Origin of the sequence: Pseudomonas sp. P179, assembly GCF_000478485.2 — a bacterium.
Taxonomy (GTDB): domain Bacteria; phylum Pseudomonadota; class Gammaproteobacteria; order Pseudomonadales; family Pseudomonadaceae; genus Pseudomonas; species Pseudomonas aeruginosa.
In genome coordinates, this window is the sequence record NZ_KI517354.1 from 4,648,412 (window position 1) to 4,665,620 (window position 17,209).

Here is a 17,209-nt window from a genome sequence, read left to right on the forward strand (position 1 = left end):
CGCCCCATACGCGGGAATTGAATAAAAAACGATCAATTTTTAGCGGTGGAAGGCAGGTTGTTGATACACCGAGGCTTCACCGGCCACGCCTGCCGGCCTCATGAGAAATCCGGGCTAGGCGGCGCGCCGGGTTTGCGTAGTGGCGGCAGTGCCGAACAGCGCCAGGCGCACCGCCTGCTGGGCCTGGCGGGCCAGTTCGGCGCGGTCCAGGCCCTGGCTGGGGATCGGTTCCAGCAGCTGGATATGCACGCTGCCGCGCTCGCCGCGCAGCAGGCGGCCGAGGTGGCTGAGCAAGTCGTCGTCGCCGATGAACGGCGCCTGCGCATCGGGCACGCCGTCGCGGCGGTAGCTGATCGCCACCGGCTGCACCGCCACGCCGGCTTCCAGGGCGCTGGCCATCAGGCGACCGTGGAAGGTGCGCAGGCTTTCGCCGTTGGTGGTGGTGCCTTCCGGGAAGATCAGCAGGTTGCGCCCACGGTGCAGTTGTTCGGCCAAGCGCTGGTTGATCAGCCGGCTGTCGCCCGAGCCGCGGCGGATGAACAGGGTGCCGGCCTTTTCCGCCAGCCAGCCGGCCAGCGGCCAGGCACGCACCTCGGCCTTGGACAGGAAGGTCAGCGGCGCCAGGGCGCCGAGCAGCGGGATATCGGTCCAGGACACATGGTTGGCTACCCACAGCATGGGTTGCCGGGGCGCTTCGCCGCTGACCCTGACCTCGAAGGGCAGGGCCGCGCAGAGGCGCGCCAGCCACCAGCGGGTCAGGCGCTGGCGCAGCGGCGTGACGTCGGCGCCGGGCAGCCGCTCGCGCAGGCTGACCCAAGCGGCCAGGCCCAGTCCGAGCGCGACCAGCCCGAGCAGGCGTGCGCTGCGCAGCAGCAGGCGCAGCCGCGCCATCAGACCGCTGCCTTGAAGTGGCGGGCGTAGCGCGGGCAGAGTTCGTCGCGCTTGAGCAGGATGAACACGTCGGCGACCTGGAAATCCGGGTCCCAGCAAGGCTCGCCGCAGATCTTGGCGCCCAGGCGCATGTAGGCCTTGAGCAGCGGCGGCAGCTCGGCGGTGAGGTTTTCCGGGACGTCCAGCGGCGGCAGCGGGTTCTTCGGCTCGGCCTGCAGGTAGTCGGTGCACAGGTAGCGTTCGCGCAGCCGCTGCATCACCGCCTTGGCCTGCATACCGCCGTCGCGCATGGGAATGCTGGCGCAGCCCATCAGGTAGCGGTAGCCGCCCTCGTTGAGGACCTCGGCGAGTTCGCCCCAGAGTACCGCGATGGTGGCGCCGTTGCGGTATTCGGGAGCGACGCAGGTGCGGCCGATCTCCAGGACCGGGCCGTGCAGGGCGTCGAGGCCGGAGAGGTGGAACTCCTCTTCGCTGTAGAAGCGCCCGAGGCGTTCGGCGGCGCGATGGTCGAGCAGCCGGGTGGTGGCCACCAGGGCGCCGCTGTCGAGGTCGCGGACGCCGATGTGCGCGCAGTGACGGTCGTAGTCGTCGCGGTCGAGGCCGTCTTCGGCGCCTTCGAGCTTGGCGTCGAACTCGGCGCTGAATACGCGGTAGCGCAGGGCCTGGGCCTCGCGCAGGGCGCGGGCGCCGTTCAGGCGCTCGGCCTTCAGGCGGCGTCCGGCGACGGGTTCGCGGGTAATGGCGGTCTGGGTCATGCCTGGGCCTCCTTGGGCCGGCGCCGCGGGTTGCGGCCGCTCGGCTTTGTTGTGCAAGCTCAGGCTAGGAAGGCGCGGTGTCACCCCTGTGACAGGGGCGTGATGCTTGTATGACATTGTCGCCGGATGTAACGCGCCGTTGTTCAACGCTGGCACCCTCGGCAGGATGCCGGTTCCGACACATTCCACACTGGAGTCCGCCATGTCCTGGCAACGCTTGCTCGGCCCGCTCGACCGCCTGCCCACCGAAGGCTCCCTGGAAGACTGGCACGCCGCCGCCCTGGCGCGCGCCGACGGTCTTGGCACCCTGGAGCGGGCGGTGCTCGGCGGACGATTGGCCGCGAGTCCGGGCCTGGCCTTCCTCGCCGGCTACCAGGCGGCCCTGCGCGCGCTCTGGCCGGCGGCGCCGGAAGGTCTCGGCGCGCTGTGCGTGACCGAGAAGCGCAGCGTGCGCCCGGCGGACCTGCAGACCCGCCTGGAGGGGCTGGTCCTGCATGGACAAAAGGATTTCGTCACCGCTGGCGACAGCGCCTCCTGGTGGCTGGTGGCCGCCCGCGACGAGGCTCCGGGGCAGCCGCCGCGACTGTCGATGACGGTGGTCCTGGCCGGCGCCCCGGGGGCGCGCCTGGAGGCGTTGCCGGCGCTGCCGCTGATGCCGGATGTGCCGCATTCCCGCCTGTTGCTCGACGGTGCCCATTGCGAGCGCCTGCCCGGCGATGGTTGGGACGACTACGTCAGGCCGTTCCGCCTGCTGGAGGATGTCCATGTGCTGGCGGCGCTGGTCGGCTGGCTCTATGGGGTCGGCCATGAATGCGGCTGGCCCTCGCCGCTGCTGCTGCGCCTGGCCGGCATCCTCGGCGGCTGCGCCGAGGTCGCGCGGCATCCGGTCGCCTGCGTCGGCACCCAGGCGGTACTGGCTGGGCTGTTCGAACAGTTCTCGGCGCTGGAGGGGCAACTGGATGCCGCCTTCGCCGCCAACGCCTCGACCTGGGAGGCATTGTGGCAACGCGATCGCGGCTTGCTGGCGATTGCCAACGGGGCCCGCAAAGTTCGCCTGGAGAAGGCCTTGACCCGCCTCGGGCTTGACCCAGGTCAGTGAGGCGCCGCGCCGCAGGCGCTTACCCTGCGCAGCATCCGGCGAGGAATGCTCCTCGGCGCCTGCACAGAGTAGATTTCACCGACCATGCGACGCGAACCGATCGTGCTGTTCGACAACGGCAGCCACCAGTGCCTGTGTTTCGATGACCTCGTCAGCGGCGAAGGGGTCCAGTCCAACCAGTTCCTGATCGTCGACAACGGCCAGTACCTGCTGCTCGATCCCGGCGGCGACCTGACCTACACGCCGCTCTCGCTGGAATTGTCGAAACGCTTTCCGCTGCAGGAGCTGGACTACATCTTCGCTTCGCACCAGGACCCGGACATCATCGCCGCCCTCGACAAGTGGCTGCTGCACACCCGCGCCCGGGTGATCTGCTCCAAGCTGTGGGCGCGCTTCCTGCCGCACCTGACGGCCAACTACCTGGCGGTCAGCCATGGCATCAACACCTACGACCGGGTCATGCCGTTGCCCGACCGCGGCCAGGCGATCGCTCTCGGCGACTGCTCGTTGAAGGCGATCCCCGCGCATTTCCTGCATTCGGTGGGCAACTTCCAGCTCTACGACCCGGTGAGCAAGATCCTTTTCTCGGGCGATATGGGCGCCTCGCTGGTGGACGACGCGGCGCCGGTCAGCGATTTCGCCGCGCATATCCAGTACATGGACGGATTCCATCGCCGCTACATGGCGGCGAACAAGATCTGCCGCCTGTGGGCGCGGATGGTCCGGGACATGGATGTGGAGATGATCGTGCCGCAACACGGGCGGCCCTTCGTCGGCAAGGAAATGATCAGCGCCTTCCTCTACTGGATCGAGAACCTCGAGTGCGGCATCGACCTGCTCGGCCCGGACGACTACCGCATGCCAGGCTGAGTCCGCGCTTCCTGGCGTCATCGAGGCCATGCTAGGGTTGCCCCTCGACCGTCGAGAGGGCCCGCCGATGCCCGCTTTGCCGTTGTCCCGCCGCGCCCTCGCCGCGCTGGCCCTGGTATTCGCCCTCCCTGCCCTGGCCGAAGACTGGCCCGACACCGACTGGCCCCGTGCCCAACAGCCCGCGGGGCCGGCGCTGGAGGCATTCGAGCGCTATGCCTTCGGTCGTCGCGACGATGTTCGTCGCAAAGGCATCCGCACCGACGCGGTAGTGGTGATCCGCGACGGTCGTCTGGTCTATGAGCGCTACGCCGGCCCGAGCCGTGCAGAGACCCCGCACCTTACCTGGTCGGTGAGCAAGAGCCTGCTCGCCACGCTGCTTGGCGTCGCCGAGGGCGAAGGGCGCTTCCAGCTCGACGACCCGGTGGCGCGCTACTACCCGCCGTTCGCCCGTCATCCCGAGGTGACGTTGCGCCACCTGCTGAACTGGTCTTCCGGGCTGGACTGGCAGGAGGACTACGAGTTCGCGCCATTGAAGTCCTCCGTGGTGGCGATGCTCTACACCCGTGGGCGTGACGACATGGCCGGCTTCGTCGCCGAAACCCCGCAGGCCCGGCCGCCGGGCCGGCGTTTCCGCTACTCCAGCGGCGACAGCAACGTGCTGGCGGCGGCCCTCCACGGCATGCTCGGCGCGGACTATGCCGAGTACCCCTGGCGCGCGCTGTTCGAGCCGCTGGGCATCCGTTCGGCGGTATGGGAGCGAGACGCCGCCGGCACGTTCGTCGGCTCGTCGTACGTCTACATGAGCGCCCGCGACCTGGCGCGCGTCGGCCTGCTGATGCAGCGCCACGGGCGCTGGCGCGAGCGGCAACTGCTGCCGCTGGCATGGGTCGAGTTCAACCTGACGCCCTTCGCCCGCTACCGGCCGAGCGCGGAAGAGGAGGGCGAGGCGGTGCCGGGCGGCCAGTGGTGGTTGAACCGTGCGGTGAAAGGCGCGCCGGCGCCCTGGCCGGACGTCGCCGAGACCGCCTTCGCCGCGCTCGGCCACTGGGGCCAGGCGCTCTACGTGCTGCCCGAGGAGAAGCTGGTGATCGTGCGCTACGCCGACGACCGCGACGGGCGTTTCCGCCACAACGAATTCCTGCGCCTGGCACAGGCGGCGTTCGCCGGGGAGGCGCGGCCATGATCCGTCGCCATCCCTTGCTCTTCCTGTTCGTCCTGGGGCTGCTCGCTGCCCTCGCGTGGGCCTGGCAGAACCGCATCCACCTGGCGGCCTTTCCCGCCATCATCGGCGCCTACACGGCCAAGGAGTACTGCTCCTGCCGCTACGTGATGGGGAACTCCGCGGACTATTGCCGGGCCTATACCCAACAGTACGTGCCGATCAGCGGCTTCTTCGACGACGAAGCCCGCCGCCGGGTGACCGCCCGCGGCCTCGGCAGTACGCAGACGGCCGCCTGGCTGGGCCCGCGCGAGGGATGCCGGCTCATGCCCGAGGCGGACAGGCTGCCGGACTGACCGGCGGCGCATGTCGGGGCGCGGGGCGAGGGACGGCGCCGGCCCGAAGCCGGAGGTGGAATGCCTGTTGTATTGTGTGTCCTGTTGTTGCTCCTCAGCCCGCTGCTGTCGGCGGCGGAATGGCAACTGGAGCCGGATTACTCGCGGATCAGCTTCGTTTCCGTGAAACGCGCGAAGATGGCCGAGGTGCAGCGCTTCGATCGTCTCAGCGGCCAGATCGACAAGCAGGGCGTCGCGCGCATCGTGGTGCCGCTGGGCACCCTGGACAGCGGCCTGGCCCTGCGCGACGAGCGAATGAAGGACAACTTCTTCGAAACCTCGCGCTTCCCCGAGGCCACCGTGGAGAGCCGCCTGGACATGGCCGGCTTCGACGACCTGCGGGTCGGCCAGTCGCGGGTCGAGAAGCTCGACTTCACCCTCGACCTGCACGGCCAGCAGCGCCGCCTGAAGGCCGACGTGCTGGTCACCCGCCAGGGCGAAGGGCTGGTCCAGGTGGCGACCCTGGAGCCGGTGCTGCTGAAGCTGCTCGACTTCGACCTGGAAGAGAAGCTCAAGCCCTTGAAGGAGATGGCCAATATTCCCTCGATCACTCCCGAGGTACCGGTGTTCGCCGTGCTGAACTTCCGCGAAGTGCCGCCGGAACAGTTCTGACGTACCGGCGGAGGGCGGCGCGGGCCTTGGGTTCCACCCAGTGGAACCGCCTTCCGTTGTCCTTCGCCGCGTGCCGCGCTTAGCTGTGACCACGCCCGGCCGGCCTTGCGTCCGGGCCTCCCGCCAACAAGACCGGAGCGCAATCCGGCCAGAGGAGAGACGGCATGGCTCGACATCGACACATCGTGGCCTGGCTCGAGGAGGTCGCCGACGACCTGCGTAGCCTGCGCCAGGACATCCACGCCCATCCCGAACTGGGCTTCGAGGAGCGACGCACCGCCGCGCTGGTCGCCGAATGCCTGCGCGGCTGGGGCTACGAAGTGCACGAAGGGATCGGCCGCACCGGCGTGGTCGGCGTCCTCCGCCAGGGCGACGGTACGCGGCGGCTCGGCCTGCGGGCGGACATGGATGCGCTGCCGATCGTCGAGGCCACGGGGCTCGGCTACAGCAGCTGCCACGGCGGGCGCATGCACGCCTGCGGCCACGACGGACACACCGCGATGCTGCTCGGCGCGGCACGCTACCTGGCGGCGACGCGGCGTTTCGACGGCACCCTGGTACTGATCTTCCAGCCCGCCGAGGAAGGCCAGGGCGGCGCCGAGGCGATGCTCGCCGACGGGCTGCTGGAGCGCTTTCCCTGCGATGCGCTGTTCGGCATGCACAACATGCCGGGACTGGAGGCCGGGCACCTGGGCTTCCGCGCGGGACCGATGATGGCTTCCCAGGACCTGCTGAGCGTCACCCTGGAGGGCGTCGGTGGACACGGTTCGATGCCGCACCTGAGCGTCGATCCGTTGCTCGCCGCGTCGAGCGCGGTGATGGCCCTGCAGAGCGTGGTGGCGCGCAACGTCGATCCGCAGAAGGCCGCGGTGGTCACGGTCGGCGCATTGCAGGCCGGCGAGGCGGCCAACGTCATACCCCAGCGCGCCGTGCTGCGCCTGAGCCTGCGGGCGCTCGACGGCCAGGTGCGCGAGCAGGTGCTGCAGCGGGTTCGCCAGATCATCGAGTTGCAGGCCGCCAGCTATGGGTGCCAGGCCAGCATCGAGCACTACCCGGCCTATCCGGTGCTGGTCAACAGCGTCGAGGAAACCGAGTTCGCCCGCCAGGTCGGGGTCGAGCTGGCCGGCGCGGAGCAGGTCGACGGCGACACGCCGAAGCTGATGGGCAGCGAGGACTTCGCCTGGATGCTACAGCGCTGCCCCGGCAGCTACCTGTTCATCGGCAACGGCAGAGGACGGCCGATGGTGCACAACCCGGCCTATGACTTCAACGACGACATCCTGGTCCGGGGCGCGGCCTATTGGGGCGCGCTCGCCGAGACCTGGCTGGCCGCCCCCGCGGCGTCCGGCCTTCGACTGACTGCCGCCAATAACGGCGCGGCCTGAGCCGCGCCGGCATTCCCCCGGTTACCAGGAGATTCCCATGCACGCTTGCCCGAGCGGTACCTCGCGTACCCGCCAGGTGGCGGCTGCCGTGATCGGCAACGCCCTGGAGTGGTACGACTTCATCGTCTACGGCTTCCTTTCCAGCCTGATCGCCAGGCTGTTCTTCCCTTCCGGCGACGAGTACACCTCGCTGTTGATGGCCCTGGCCACCTTCGGTGTCGGTTTCTTCATGCGTCCGGTCGGTGGGGTCCTGCTCGGCCTGTATGCCGACCGCAGGGGACGCAAGGCGGCGATGCAACTGATCATCCTGCTGATGACGCTGTCCATCGCGATGATCGCCTTCGCCCCGACCTACGCGGCGATCGGCGTCGGCGCACCGTTGCTGATCGTGATCGCGCGAATGCTGCAGGGTTTCGCCACCGGCGGCGAGTACGCCAGCGCCACGGCTTTCCTGGTGGAAAGCGCGCCGCCGCACCGGCGCGGTCTCTACGGTTCCTGGCAATTGTTCGGCCAGTGCCTGGCGGTGTTCGCCGGTGCGGGGATGGGCGCGCTGGTCACCCATTGCCTGGACGCCGAGTCCCTGGAGAGCTGGGGCTGGCGGGTGCCGTTCCTGTTCGGTCTGCTGATCGGTCCGGTGGGATTGTGGATCCGCCGCTACATGGGCGAGACCGAGGCCTTCCTCGAAGCCATCCGGGAGCCCGGCGAGCGCCAGGGGCTGCTCGGCGTGCTGCGCGAATACCGGCGCAGCGTGCTGGTGAGCATGGGCCTGACGGTGATCGGCACGGTGTCCTTCTACGTGGTGCTGGTGAATATGCCGACCTTCGCCCACAAGCAGTTGGGCCTGCCGCTGGACGAGGTGTTCATGGTGCAGATGGCTGCGGTGGCGCTGATGACCCTGGTGATCCCGTTGGCTGGGGGACTCTCCGACCGGGTCGGGCGGCGCCCGGTGCTGCTGGTCGCGACCCTGGCCTTCATGCTCATGGTCTATCCGCTGTTCGCCTGGGTCGCCGCGGCGCCGAGCCTGGGGCGCCTGCTGCTGATGCAACTGTTGCTGTGCACGGCGATCGGCGGCTTCTTCGGCCCGGCGCCGACCGCGGTGGCCGAGCAGTTTCCGGTGCGGGTGCGTTCCACCGGCCTGGCGGTGGCGTATAACCTGGCGGTGATGCTGTTCGGCGGTTTCGCTCCGTTCATCGTCACCTGGCTCACCGAGGTCGGCGGCTCGCCAGTGGCGCCGGCGTTCTACGTGCTCGGCGCGGCCTTCCTCGGGCTGCTCGCCACCCTCTATCTGCGGGAGGGCGCGACGCCCGCCCCGCGCCCCCGTGAACCGGCCCTGGGCAAGCCGGCAAGGAGTCTGTGAATGAGCGCCACCCGCCATCGAAGCGACGGCCACGAGGAAATCGTCGCGCTTGACGCGCTGCCGCTGTCCGCGGCGATCCGCCGACGCGAACTGTCCTGCCGCGAGGTCATGCAGGCCTACCTGGCGCAGATCGAACGGTTCAACCCGCGGGTCAACGCCATCGTCTCGCTGCAGGCGGAAAGCCGCCTGCTCGCCCAGGCCGACGAGCGCGACCGGCAACTGGCGCGCGGCGAATGGCTGGGCTGGATGCACGGCATGCCGCAGGCGATCAAGGACCTCGCCGCCACCTCCGGCATTCCTACCACCCTGGGTTCGCCGCTGTTCGCCGGGCAGGTGCCGGAGCACGACGCCATCGTCGTCGAGCGGGTGAAGAGCAGCGGTGCGATCGTCATCGGCAAGACCAACGTACCGGAGTTCGGGCTCGGCTCGCAGACCTACAACCCGCTGTTCGGCACCACCCGCAATGCCTACGATCCGGCGCGGATCGCCGGCGGCAGCAGCGGTGGGGCGGCGGTGGCGCTGGCGCTGCGCATGCTGCCGGTGGCCGACGGCAGCGACATGATGGGTTCGCTGCGCAACCCCGCCGCCTACAACAACGTCTACGGCTTCCGCCCGTCCCAGGGACGGGTGCCGCACGGCCCGCAAGCGGAACTGTTCGTCCAGCAACTGGCCACCGAAGGCCCGATGGGGCGCAGCGTGGCGGACCTGGCCCGGCTGCTGGCCACCCAGGCCGGCTACGATCCGCGCTGTCCGCTGTCGTTGCGCGACGATCCGCGCAGGTTCGCCGACGACCTCGGGCGCGATTTCCGCGGAGCCCGGCTCGGCTGGCTCGGCGACTACGCCGGCTACCTGCCGATGGAGGAGGGCGTGCTGGAGCTTTGCGAAGCCGCGCTGGGCGATTTCGCCGAGCTGGGCTGCGACGTCGAGGCGTGCCTGCCGGACTATCCCCTGGAGCGCCTGTGGCGCACCTGGCTGGTCCATCGCCAGTGGCTGGTGCAGGGCTCGCTTGGCGAGCTTTACGCCGATCCCGCACGGCGCGTCCGGCTCAAGCCGGAGGCGCAGTGGGAAGTGGAGTCCGGGCTCGGCCTCGGCGCCACCGAGGTCTATCGCGCCTCGCTGGATCGCAGCGACTGGTATCGGGCGCTGGCGCGTCTGTTCGAACGTTACGATTTCCTCTTGCTGCCCAGCGCCCAGGTGTTTCCTTTCGATGCAGAAACGGCGTGGCCGCGGCAGGTCGCCGGGCGGCCGATGGACACCTATCACCGCTGGATGGAGGTGGTGATCGGCCCGACCCTGGCCGGTTTGCCGGCGATCAGCGTACCGATCGGCTTCGGCGCGGCGGGCCTGCCGATGGGATTGCAGATAATCGGCCCGGCGCAGGCCGACCTGGCGGTGCTGCAACTGGCCCATGCCCACGAGGGCCTGACCCGTTGGGTCAGCCGCCGTCCGCCGGCGATGCTCGAGGCTCCAGGGGGCATCGACTAGGCCGCGGAGCAATGCTGGCGTATTCGCAGATTCTTCCTACATGACCTGGGCCTGCATCTTGCTTTGCCATAACGGTCTGTCGACGGTGGAGGTGTCGTCATGCCGGAAAGAGAAGAGGCGGGAACCGTGCGTTCGGTGGAGCGGGCGCTGGCGATCCTCGATCTGCTGGGCCAGCACCAGGCGCTGGGGCTCGAGGAACTGCATTACCTGACCGAACTGCCCAAGGCCACGGTGTCGCGGCTGCTGCATACCCTGCTGGAGCAGGGCTGGCTGTACCGCGGCTTGACCGACCGGCGCTACCGGCTGCGTTCCACCCGCCTCTACGGTGACGCCGCCGAGCGCTTCCGTTGCCAGGTGGTGGAGCGTTCCGCGCCGCTGCTGGTGGAGTTGAGCGAGCGAACCGGGCTGGTCGCCGATTTGTCGATTCTCGACGGCGACCGCCTGCTGGTGGCGGAAAGCTCGGTGCCCGGCGTCCTGCGCAAGCGCTACCCGGCCAACCGGCTGGTGGTCGGCCAGCACGCCAGCCTGTTCCATTCGGCCATGGGCAAGGCCTGCCTGGGCGAACTGGCAGACAGCGAGGTGCGCCGCCTGGCGCGCCAGCACCAGGTAGACGAGGACCTCTGGTTGCGCACCCGCGAGCAGGCCCACGGCCAGGGCTACGGCGAGCGTACCGAGGGACACTGGGAGTATCCGGTGCGCCTGCCGTTCCTGATCCGCGCGGTGGCCTTGCCGGTACGCGCCCAGGGTCGCCTGCTCGGCAGCGTGGCGCTGCACTGGCCGCGCGACCAGGATTGCGTCGAACGGGTGCGCCGCCGGCACCTGGGAACCCTGGCCGATACCGTCAGTCAGTTGCAGCACGCGCTCGACTGACGCGGGAGTTTGCCTGCTCCCAGGCGGCCGGTTTAAGGTGGCGCCGGACGCAAAGGGAGCCCGCATGCACAAGTTGATCTGCCTCGGCCTGGCCCTCCTGGCCTTGCCGGTCCAGGCCGCCTGGTACCTGGACTACGAGTCGTCGCGACTCAGTTTCATCTCCACCAAGAACGCTACCCTTTCGGAAGTCGGCCGCTTCCTGGTCATGCACGGCAAGGTCGACGACAAGGGGCAGGCGCGCCTGCGCGTCGAGCTGGACTCGGTGAGCACCGACATCCCGCTGCGCGACGAACGCATCCGCGAGCATCTGTTCGAGACCAAGCGCTTCGCCGAGGCGGAGATCACCGCCCAGCTCGACCTGGCGCCGATCGTCGAGTTGGCCGACGGCGTGCAACTGGAAATGCGCCAGCCGGTGACCGTCAGCCTGCACGGCAAGCGCAAGAGCTACGCCAGCGACCTGTTGGTGACCCGCCTGGACGAGCATCGCTTCCAGGTGGTGACCCTGTCGCCGCTGGTGCTGGACGCCGCCGACTTCGACCTCGCCCCCGGCATCGAGACCCTGCGCAAGCTGGCCGGCGCCGGCAGCATCGGGCTCTCGGTGCCGGTCGGCGCCGTGCTGATCTTCACTTCGCGGTGAGCGGCCCGGTCTTTCCCTGGCGCAGCGACAACCGCTTCGCCCTGCTCAATGACGGCGTGCGGTTCTTCCCGCGCATGCTGCTGGCCATCGAGGCGGCGCAGCGGAGCATCGAGCTGGAGCTGTACCTGGTGGAAGACGGGCATTGCGCCGAACTGTTTCTCGTCGCCCTGCTGGATGCCCGCCGCCGGGGCGTCGCCGTGCGCTGCCTGTTCGACGGCTTCGGCTGCCTCGGCCTGGGCAGCGCCTGGATCCAGCGCCTGCGCGAGGCCGGCGGCGAACTGCGGCTGTACAACCCGCTGCGCTGGAAGCTGACTGGCGGCAATCTCTACCGCGACCATCGCAAGCTGCTGCTGGTGGACGGGCGCCTCGGTTATGTCGGCGGCGCCGGGATCACCGACGAATTCTGGGAACCGGTCAGCGACGTCAGCGCCTGGCGCGAGGTGATGGTCGAGATGGACGGCCCGGTGGTGGCGGACTGGGCGGCGCTGTTCGAGCGGCAATGGCTGGCCTGTCTCGAAGAGAAAGCCTGGAAGCCCCGCGAGGGCATGACCCTTACCCGCCTTCCGCCGCAGCCGGGGGCGGCCCGTGGGTTGGGCCGGGTGGCCTACGCCGACGCCCGCCAGCACCGCGACATCCTGCAATCGCTGGTCCGCGCGCTGAACGGCTCGCGCCGACGGATCTGGCTGGCGACGCCGTACTTCCTGCCGACCTGGAAGGTTCGCCGGGCCCTGCGCAAGGCCGCCCAGCGCGGCGTGGAGGTGCGCCTGCTGCTGGCCGGGCGGCTCACCGACCACGCCCCGGTGCGCTATGCCGGGCAGCGCTACTACCCGCGCCTGCTGCGCGCCGGCGTGCGCATCCACGAATACCAGCCGCGCTTCCTGCACCTGAAGATGGTCATGGTCGACGATTGGGTGAGCGTCGGCTCCTGCAACTTCGATCATTGGAATCTACGCTTCAACCTCGACGCCAATCTCGAGGCCCTCGACCCGGACTTCACCAATGAGGCGGCGGCGAGCCTGCTGGCGGACTTCGCCGACAGCCGCGAGGTGACCCTGGCGATGTGGCGCGCGCGTCCCCTGTGGATGCGCCTGCACCAGCGCCTGTGGGGTTGGCTGGACCGGGTAGTGGTGAATTTCCTCGACCGCCGGCGCTAGGGAGCGGCCGTTCGTAGCCGCTGGCCGGCCCGGTGAAACTTGCCGGGGAGCTTGCGGGTCTACCCCGGACCGCCCATTACAATGACAAAGGAGAGATGCGTGGCAACGCCCGGCTCCAAGGAACGTTTCATCGGACTGGAATGGTTGCGCTTCCTGCTCGGCCTGTACGTGGTGGTGTACCACACCCTGCATACCTATCCGAAAGAGCAGAAGTTTCCTGGTCTCGACGAACTGACCAGCCTGGGGTTCTTCGCCACCAGTACCTTCTTCGTGCTTTCCGGCTTCCTCCTGGCCCATGTCTACGCACGCAGCGGCCGGTTGCGCGAAAGCGCCCGCAGTTTCTGGACCAAGCGACTGTCCAATCTCTATCCGTTGCACCTGTTCTCCCTGCTGCTGTCGATCCTGGTGTTGCTGGCCCTCAGCCACCTGGGAATCGGTCCCGAGCTGGACAAGGCCACCCCGCGCTTCGTCATCTACGACACCAACGAAGTGCTCGGCCGCACCCACCCGGAACTCTTCCTGCACTGGATGAGCAACACCGAACTGTTCGTCAACAGCATCCTGCAGATCCTCCTGCTGCAGGCCTGGAATCCCTATTACCTGACCTTCAACGCGCCGTTGTGGTCGCTGTCGACGCTGATGTTCTTCTACCTGGCGTTTCCCTTCGTCGCCCCGCGGCTGATGCGCAGCCGGCACAAGTGGAAGGTGCTGGCGCTGGTCTGGCTGGTCTACCTGATCCCGCCGGCGCTGGTAGTGGCCAGCGAGAGCTACGGGATCCCCTGGACCGGCCTGCTGCACCGCAATCCGTTGCTGCGCCTGCCGGAATTCCTTGGCGGCATCCTGGCCTACGGGTTGTTCCGCGGCTACCGCGACCGTGGCATGGTGCCGGGACGCGGCCTGCTGGCCGCGCTGGTGGCGCTGGTGGTGGCGGCCTTCCTGGTGGCCGACTACCTGTTCACCCAGGGCGCCAAACATTGGTACTTCCTGCTGCACAACGGCCTGCTGCTGCCGGCCCAGTTGCTGCTGGTGTGCCTTTGCGCGCTGCCCGCCGACCCGAAGAGCGCTTTCGTCCGCCACTGGTCGCCGCGCCTGGGGGCCGCCTCGCTGTCGCTGTTCGCCCTGCATGTGCCGATGTTCACCCTGTTCTCCCGTAGCGAGCGCCTTATCGCCGTGCCGGGGCGTTGTCTCGACGACTGGCGCGCCTGCACCGAGGCGGCGGCCGCGCTGCCATCGTCGCTGCTCTACTACCCGCTGTTCCTGGTCCTGCTGGTGGCGTTCTGCGTGCTGTTCCAGGAGCGCGGCGTGGTGCCGGTGCGCAAGTGGCTGGTGCGCCGGCTGATGCCGGCGCCGGCGCTGGCCAAGGTGCCGCGCCCGGCCTGAGGCCGTTCTCCCGGAGAACCGGACTTTCGACGGGTGGCAGGCCCGGCCCGGCTGGTTATGCTGCGCGGATAACCATAAGAAGAGGGATGGAGCATGCTGCGCAGCCTGTCGCTGGCCCTGTCGATCGTCGCGAGCCTGGTCGGCTGCAGCACGCCCGGCGCGTTCTTCGGTGTGGTGGACGGACCGGCCTTCGTCGCCCATCCGAGCGCCGATGCCAGCCACGCCACCGTCTACCTCTACCGTCCGCGGAGCCAGTGGGCGGACGAGGAACTCGAGGCGCCGGGGATCTTCCTCAACAACGAACTGATCGGCAGCCTGCCGAGCAACGGCTACCTGGCGTTCGAGTTCGAGACCGGCAGCTACAAGCTGGAAATGCGCCGGCCGCTGGCGGGCAGCTTCTGGACCCTGTTCGCCGACGGTCCGATGGATTTCACCCGCATCGCCAGCTTCATGCTCGAGGCCAGGGCCGGCTCGGTCTACTACCTGCGCTACGACGAACTCAACCCGCCACCGAAGAGCGAGCACCCGGCGGGTGAGGGCGATGGCCCGCTGCAATTGGTGGCGGCCGATCTCGGCGCTGCGGAAATCGGCGCTACCCACCAGGTTCAGGAGCCCATGCAGTTCGCCGCCAGCGGCTACCGGAAACGCGTGCAGCGCTCGTTCTGGGAAGGCGTCGGGCGGGCCCTGGACAAGATCGGCATCTGAACCCGGCACGCGTGTAGTAACCGTCTATTACCCGCGTCCCCCTGCGGATTGGCTACCTTAGGTGCATCCCCGGTATGACCGGGCCCTGCCCGAAGGAGTGCGCGTGATGGCTGCGAAGAAGATCCTGATGCTGGTCGGCGACTATGCCGAAGACTACGAAACCATGGTCCCGTTCCAGGCCCTGCAGATGGTGGGCCACCAGGTGCATGCGGTGTGTCCGGACAAGCGGGCCGGGCAAAGCGTGCGCACCGCCATCCACGATTTCGAAGGCGACCAGACCTACAGCGAGAAGCCGGGCCACAACTTCACCCTCAATGCCGACTTTGCCCAGGCCCGCGCCGAGGATTACGATGCCCTGCTGATCCCCGGCGGCCGCGCGCCCGAATACCTGCGCCTGAACGAGCAGGTGCTGGCTCTGGTGCGTGACTTCGATGCCGCGCGCAAGCCGATCGCCGCGGTCTGCCATGGCGCCCAGCTGCTGGCCGCCGCCGGCGTTCTGCAAGGGCGGGCGTGCAGCGCCTATCCGGCCTGCGCCCCGGAGGTGCGGCTGGCCGGCGGCGAGTACGTCGACCTTCCGCCGGACCAGGCCCACGTCGACGGCCACCTGGTCACCGCGCCGGCCTGGCCGGCGCATCCGGCGTGGCTGGCGCGCTTCCTCGAGGCGCTCGGCACCCGCATCAGCCACTGAGACCCAGGAGACCCCCGCGCATGTGCGAACTCTATGTGAAAGCCGATCCGATCCTCTATGAATCGCGCTCGCGTTCCTTGCGCATCCGCGGGGTGGTGACCACCCTGCGCCTGGAGAACCAGTTCTGGGACATCCTCCGGGAAATCGCCGAAGGCGAGGGCCTGAGCACCAACCAGTTGATCACCAATCTCTACGAGGAAGTGATGGACTATCGCGGCGAGGTGCTCAACTTCGCCTCCTTCCTGCGTGTCAGTTGTACCCGCTACCTGGCGCAGCGGCGCGAGAAAGTCGCCGAGCTGAGCCTGGTCGGCCAGCGCGCCCAGGCCTGAGGCGAGGGAAGACGCGACCGGGGTGAAACGTTTAGGCTGGTCGCACTTCCTCCCCCGATCCGGCGTCGCCTCGTGAAATACTCCCTGCCCACCACGGCCACCGCGCCGTTCTGTCCCTCGGCGGTCAGCCACAGCGTGGCGGTGCCGGCCGACGCCTCGCCGCTGCGCAAGCTGGCGCTGTTCGTCGGCCCCGGCCTGCTGGTCTCGGTCGGCTACATGGACCCCGGCAACTGGGCCACCGCCATCGAGGCGGGCTCGCGCTTCGGCTACGCGCTGCTGTTCGTAGTGGTGCTGGCGAGCTTTTCCGGGATGCTCCTGCAAAGCCTCTGTTCGCGCCTGGGCATCGCCACCGGCCGCGACCTCGCGCAGCTCTCCCGGGAGCGCTACCGCCCTGGCGTGGCGCGTGGCCAATGGCTGCTGGCGGAACTGTCGATCGTCGCTACCGACCTTGCCGAGGTGCTCGGCGCGGCGCTGGCCTTCCACCTGCTGCTGGGCGTCTCGATTACCACCGGGGTGGTCCTCACCGCCTTCGATACCCTGATCGTGCTGGCCCTGCAGGGCGCCAACTTCCGCCGCCTGGAGGCCATAGTGCTGGGGCTGATCGCGACCATCGGCGCGTGTTTCTTCGTCGAACTGGTGCTGATCGGCCCCTACTGGCCGGATGTCGCCGCCGGCTTGCGGCCGTCCTGGGACACCCTGAGCAGCCAGGAGCCGCTGTACCTGGCGATCGGCATCCTCGGCGCGACGGTGATGCCGCACAACCTCTACCTGCATTCGTCCGTGGTGCAGACCCGGGTCAGCGGCGACGACGCGGCGAGCAAACGCTCGGCGATCCGCTTTTCCCGGCTCGACACCATCGGCTCGCTGTCCCTGGCGCTGCTGGTCAATGCGGCGATCCTGATCCTCGCCGCCGCGGCTTTCCACGGTAGCGGCCATACCGAGGTGGTGGAGATCCAGGACGCCTACCACCTGCTCGACCCGTTGGTGGGCGGCGCCCTGGCCAGCTTCCTGTTCGGCTTCGCCCTGCTGGCGGCGGGGCAAAGCTCGACCTTCACCGGCACCATTGCCGGGCAGGTGGTGATGGAGGGTTTCCTCCGGGCGAAGATTCCCTGCTGGCAGCGGCGCCTGATCACCCGCGGCCTGGCCCTGGTGCCGGCCTTGATCGGCGTGCTCTGGCTGGGCGAAGGCGCGGTAGGCAAGCTGCTGGTGCTCAGCCAGGTGGTGCTCAGCCTGCAATTGCCGTTCGCCCTGTGGCCGCTGATTCGCTTCAGCAGCGACCGGGGCCTCATGGGGGAGTTCGTCAACCCGCGCTGGGTCAGCGCGCTGGCCTGGTCGTTGTTCGGCCTGATCTCGGCGGCGAACCTGACCCTGCTGTATTTCTGGTTCGGCTGAACCAAGGCGCCTGCGGCGCTGCCAGCCCAGGCTCCGGCCAGTGGCC

The 17,209-nt window shown here is 68.8% G+C and carries 18 protein-coding genes; 16 read left to right on the forward strand and 2 right to left on the reverse strand.

Annotated features, from left to right (window positions below; all coding sequences use genetic code 11):
- Nucleotides 1–114: 114 nt before the first annotated feature.
- Nucleotides 115–891: a lyso-ornithine lipid O-acyltransferase gene (gene olsA / locus HMPREF1224_RS33730; RefSeq protein WP_003103796.1), complete on the reverse strand. Its 777-nt coding sequence runs from the start codon at nucleotides 889–891 to the stop codon at nucleotides 115–117.
- Complete coding sequence (gene olsB / locus HMPREF1224_RS33735; protein WP_003093970.1) at nucleotides 891–1,646, reverse strand: L-ornithine N(alpha)-acyltransferase; 756 nt, start codon at nucleotides 1,644–1,646, stop codon at nucleotides 891–893. Before olsB ends, olsA begins: the two co-directional genes overlap by 1 nt.
- A gap of 202 nt (nucleotides 1,647–1,848) precedes the next feature.
- Here olsB and HMPREF1224_RS33740 point away from each other — a divergent pair, with 202 nt between their 5' ends.
- The 16 genes from HMPREF1224_RS33740 to HMPREF1224_RS33815 all read left to right on the forward strand — a co-directional run bounded on the left by HMPREF1224_RS33740 (nucleotide 1,849) and on the right by HMPREF1224_RS33815 (nucleotide 17,163).
- Nucleotides 1,849–2,745, forward strand: a complete 897-nt coding sequence (locus HMPREF1224_RS33740) for an acyl-CoA dehydrogenase middle domain-containing protein (protein ID WP_003093969.1) — start codon at nucleotides 1,849–1,851, stop codon at nucleotides 2,743–2,745.
- An 84-nt stretch (nucleotides 2,746–2,829) separates the two neighbouring features.
- A complete protein-coding gene (locus HMPREF1224_RS33745; protein ID WP_003093967.1) occupies nucleotides 2,830–3,615 on the forward strand; it encodes an oxygen-binding di-iron domain-containing protein in 786 nt (261 codons plus the stop codon).
- 67 nt (nucleotides 3,616–3,682) lie between these two features.
- Nucleotides 3,683–4,798: a serine hydrolase domain-containing protein gene (locus tag HMPREF1224_RS33750; RefSeq protein ID WP_003101127.1), complete on the forward strand. Its 1,116-nt coding sequence runs from the start codon at nucleotides 3,683–3,685 to the stop codon at nucleotides 4,796–4,798.
- Nucleotides 4,795–5,130: a hypothetical protein gene (locus HMPREF1224_RS33755; protein ID WP_003093963.1), complete on the forward strand. Its 336-nt coding sequence runs from the start codon at nucleotides 4,795–4,797 to the stop codon at nucleotides 5,128–5,130. Before HMPREF1224_RS33750 ends, HMPREF1224_RS33755 begins: the two co-directional genes overlap by 4 nt.
- A 60-nt stretch (nucleotides 5,131–5,190) precedes the next feature.
- Nucleotides 5,191–5,781, forward strand: a complete 591-nt coding sequence (locus tag HMPREF1224_RS33760; RefSeq protein ID WP_003120867.1) for a YceI family protein — start codon at nucleotides 5,191–5,193, stop codon at nucleotides 5,779–5,781.
- Nucleotides 5,782–5,945: 164 nt separating this feature from the next.
- Nucleotides 5,946–7,166: a M20 aminoacylase family protein gene (locus HMPREF1224_RS33765; RefSeq protein ID WP_003101134.1), complete on the forward strand. Its 1,221-nt coding sequence runs from the start codon at nucleotides 5,946–5,948 to the stop codon at nucleotides 7,164–7,166.
- A gap of 37 nt (nucleotides 7,167–7,203) precedes the next feature.
- On the forward strand, nucleotides 7,204–8,523 hold the full coding sequence (locus tag HMPREF1224_RS33770) for a citrate-proton symporter (RefSeq protein WP_003101135.1): 1,320 nt from the start codon (nucleotides 7,204–7,206) through the stop codon (nucleotides 8,521–8,523).
- Nucleotides 8,524–10,008 (forward strand): amidase, encoded by a 1,485-nt coding sequence (locus HMPREF1224_RS33775; RefSeq protein WP_003123277.1) that lies wholly within the window; start codon nucleotides 8,524–8,526, stop codon nucleotides 10,006–10,008. It begins immediately after the preceding gene.
- Between the two features lie 99 nt (nucleotides 10,009–10,107).
- Nucleotides 10,108–10,878, forward strand: coding sequence for an IclR family transcriptional regulator (locus tag HMPREF1224_RS33780; protein WP_003093951.1), 771 nt, complete (start codon nucleotides 10,108–10,110; stop codon nucleotides 10,876–10,878).
- A gap of 64 nt (nucleotides 10,879–10,942) precedes the next feature.
- On the forward strand, nucleotides 10,943–11,515 hold the full coding sequence (locus HMPREF1224_RS33785; protein WP_003093949.1) for a YceI family protein: 573 nt from the start codon (nucleotides 10,943–10,945) through the stop codon (nucleotides 11,513–11,515).
- A 74-nt stretch (nucleotides 11,516–11,589) separates the two neighbouring features.
- On the forward strand, nucleotides 11,590–12,669 hold the full coding sequence (locus HMPREF1224_RS33790) for a phospholipase D-like domain-containing protein (RefSeq protein WP_003120863.1): 1,080 nt from the start codon (nucleotides 11,590–11,592) through the stop codon (nucleotides 12,667–12,669).
- 99 nt (nucleotides 12,670–12,768) lie between these two features.
- Nucleotides 12,769–14,049, forward strand: a complete 1,281-nt coding sequence (locus HMPREF1224_RS33795) for an acyltransferase family protein (protein WP_010793814.1) — start codon at nucleotides 12,769–12,771, stop codon at nucleotides 14,047–14,049.
- A gap of 93 nt (nucleotides 14,050–14,142) precedes the next feature.
- Complete coding sequence (locus HMPREF1224_RS33800) at nucleotides 14,143–14,754, forward strand: DUF2846 domain-containing protein (RefSeq protein ID WP_010793815.1); 612 nt, start codon at nucleotides 14,143–14,145, stop codon at nucleotides 14,752–14,754.
- Between the two features lie 103 nt (nucleotides 14,755–14,857).
- A complete protein-coding gene (locus HMPREF1224_RS33805; protein WP_003120861.1) occupies nucleotides 14,858–15,442 on the forward strand; it encodes a DJ-1/PfpI family protein in 585 nt (194 codons plus the stop codon).
- Nucleotides 15,443–15,462: 20 nt separating this feature from the next.
- Nucleotides 15,463–15,771: a ribbon-helix-helix domain-containing protein gene (locus HMPREF1224_RS33810; protein ID WP_003101146.1), complete on the forward strand. Its 309-nt coding sequence runs from the start codon at nucleotides 15,463–15,465 to the stop codon at nucleotides 15,769–15,771.
- A gap of 84 nt (nucleotides 15,772–15,855) precedes the next feature.
- Entirely contained in the window at nucleotides 15,856–17,163 is a 1,308-nt protein-coding gene (locus tag HMPREF1224_RS33815; RefSeq protein ID WP_073646363.1) for an Nramp family divalent metal transporter, read from the forward strand.
- Nucleotides 17,164–17,209: the final 46 nt, after the last annotated feature.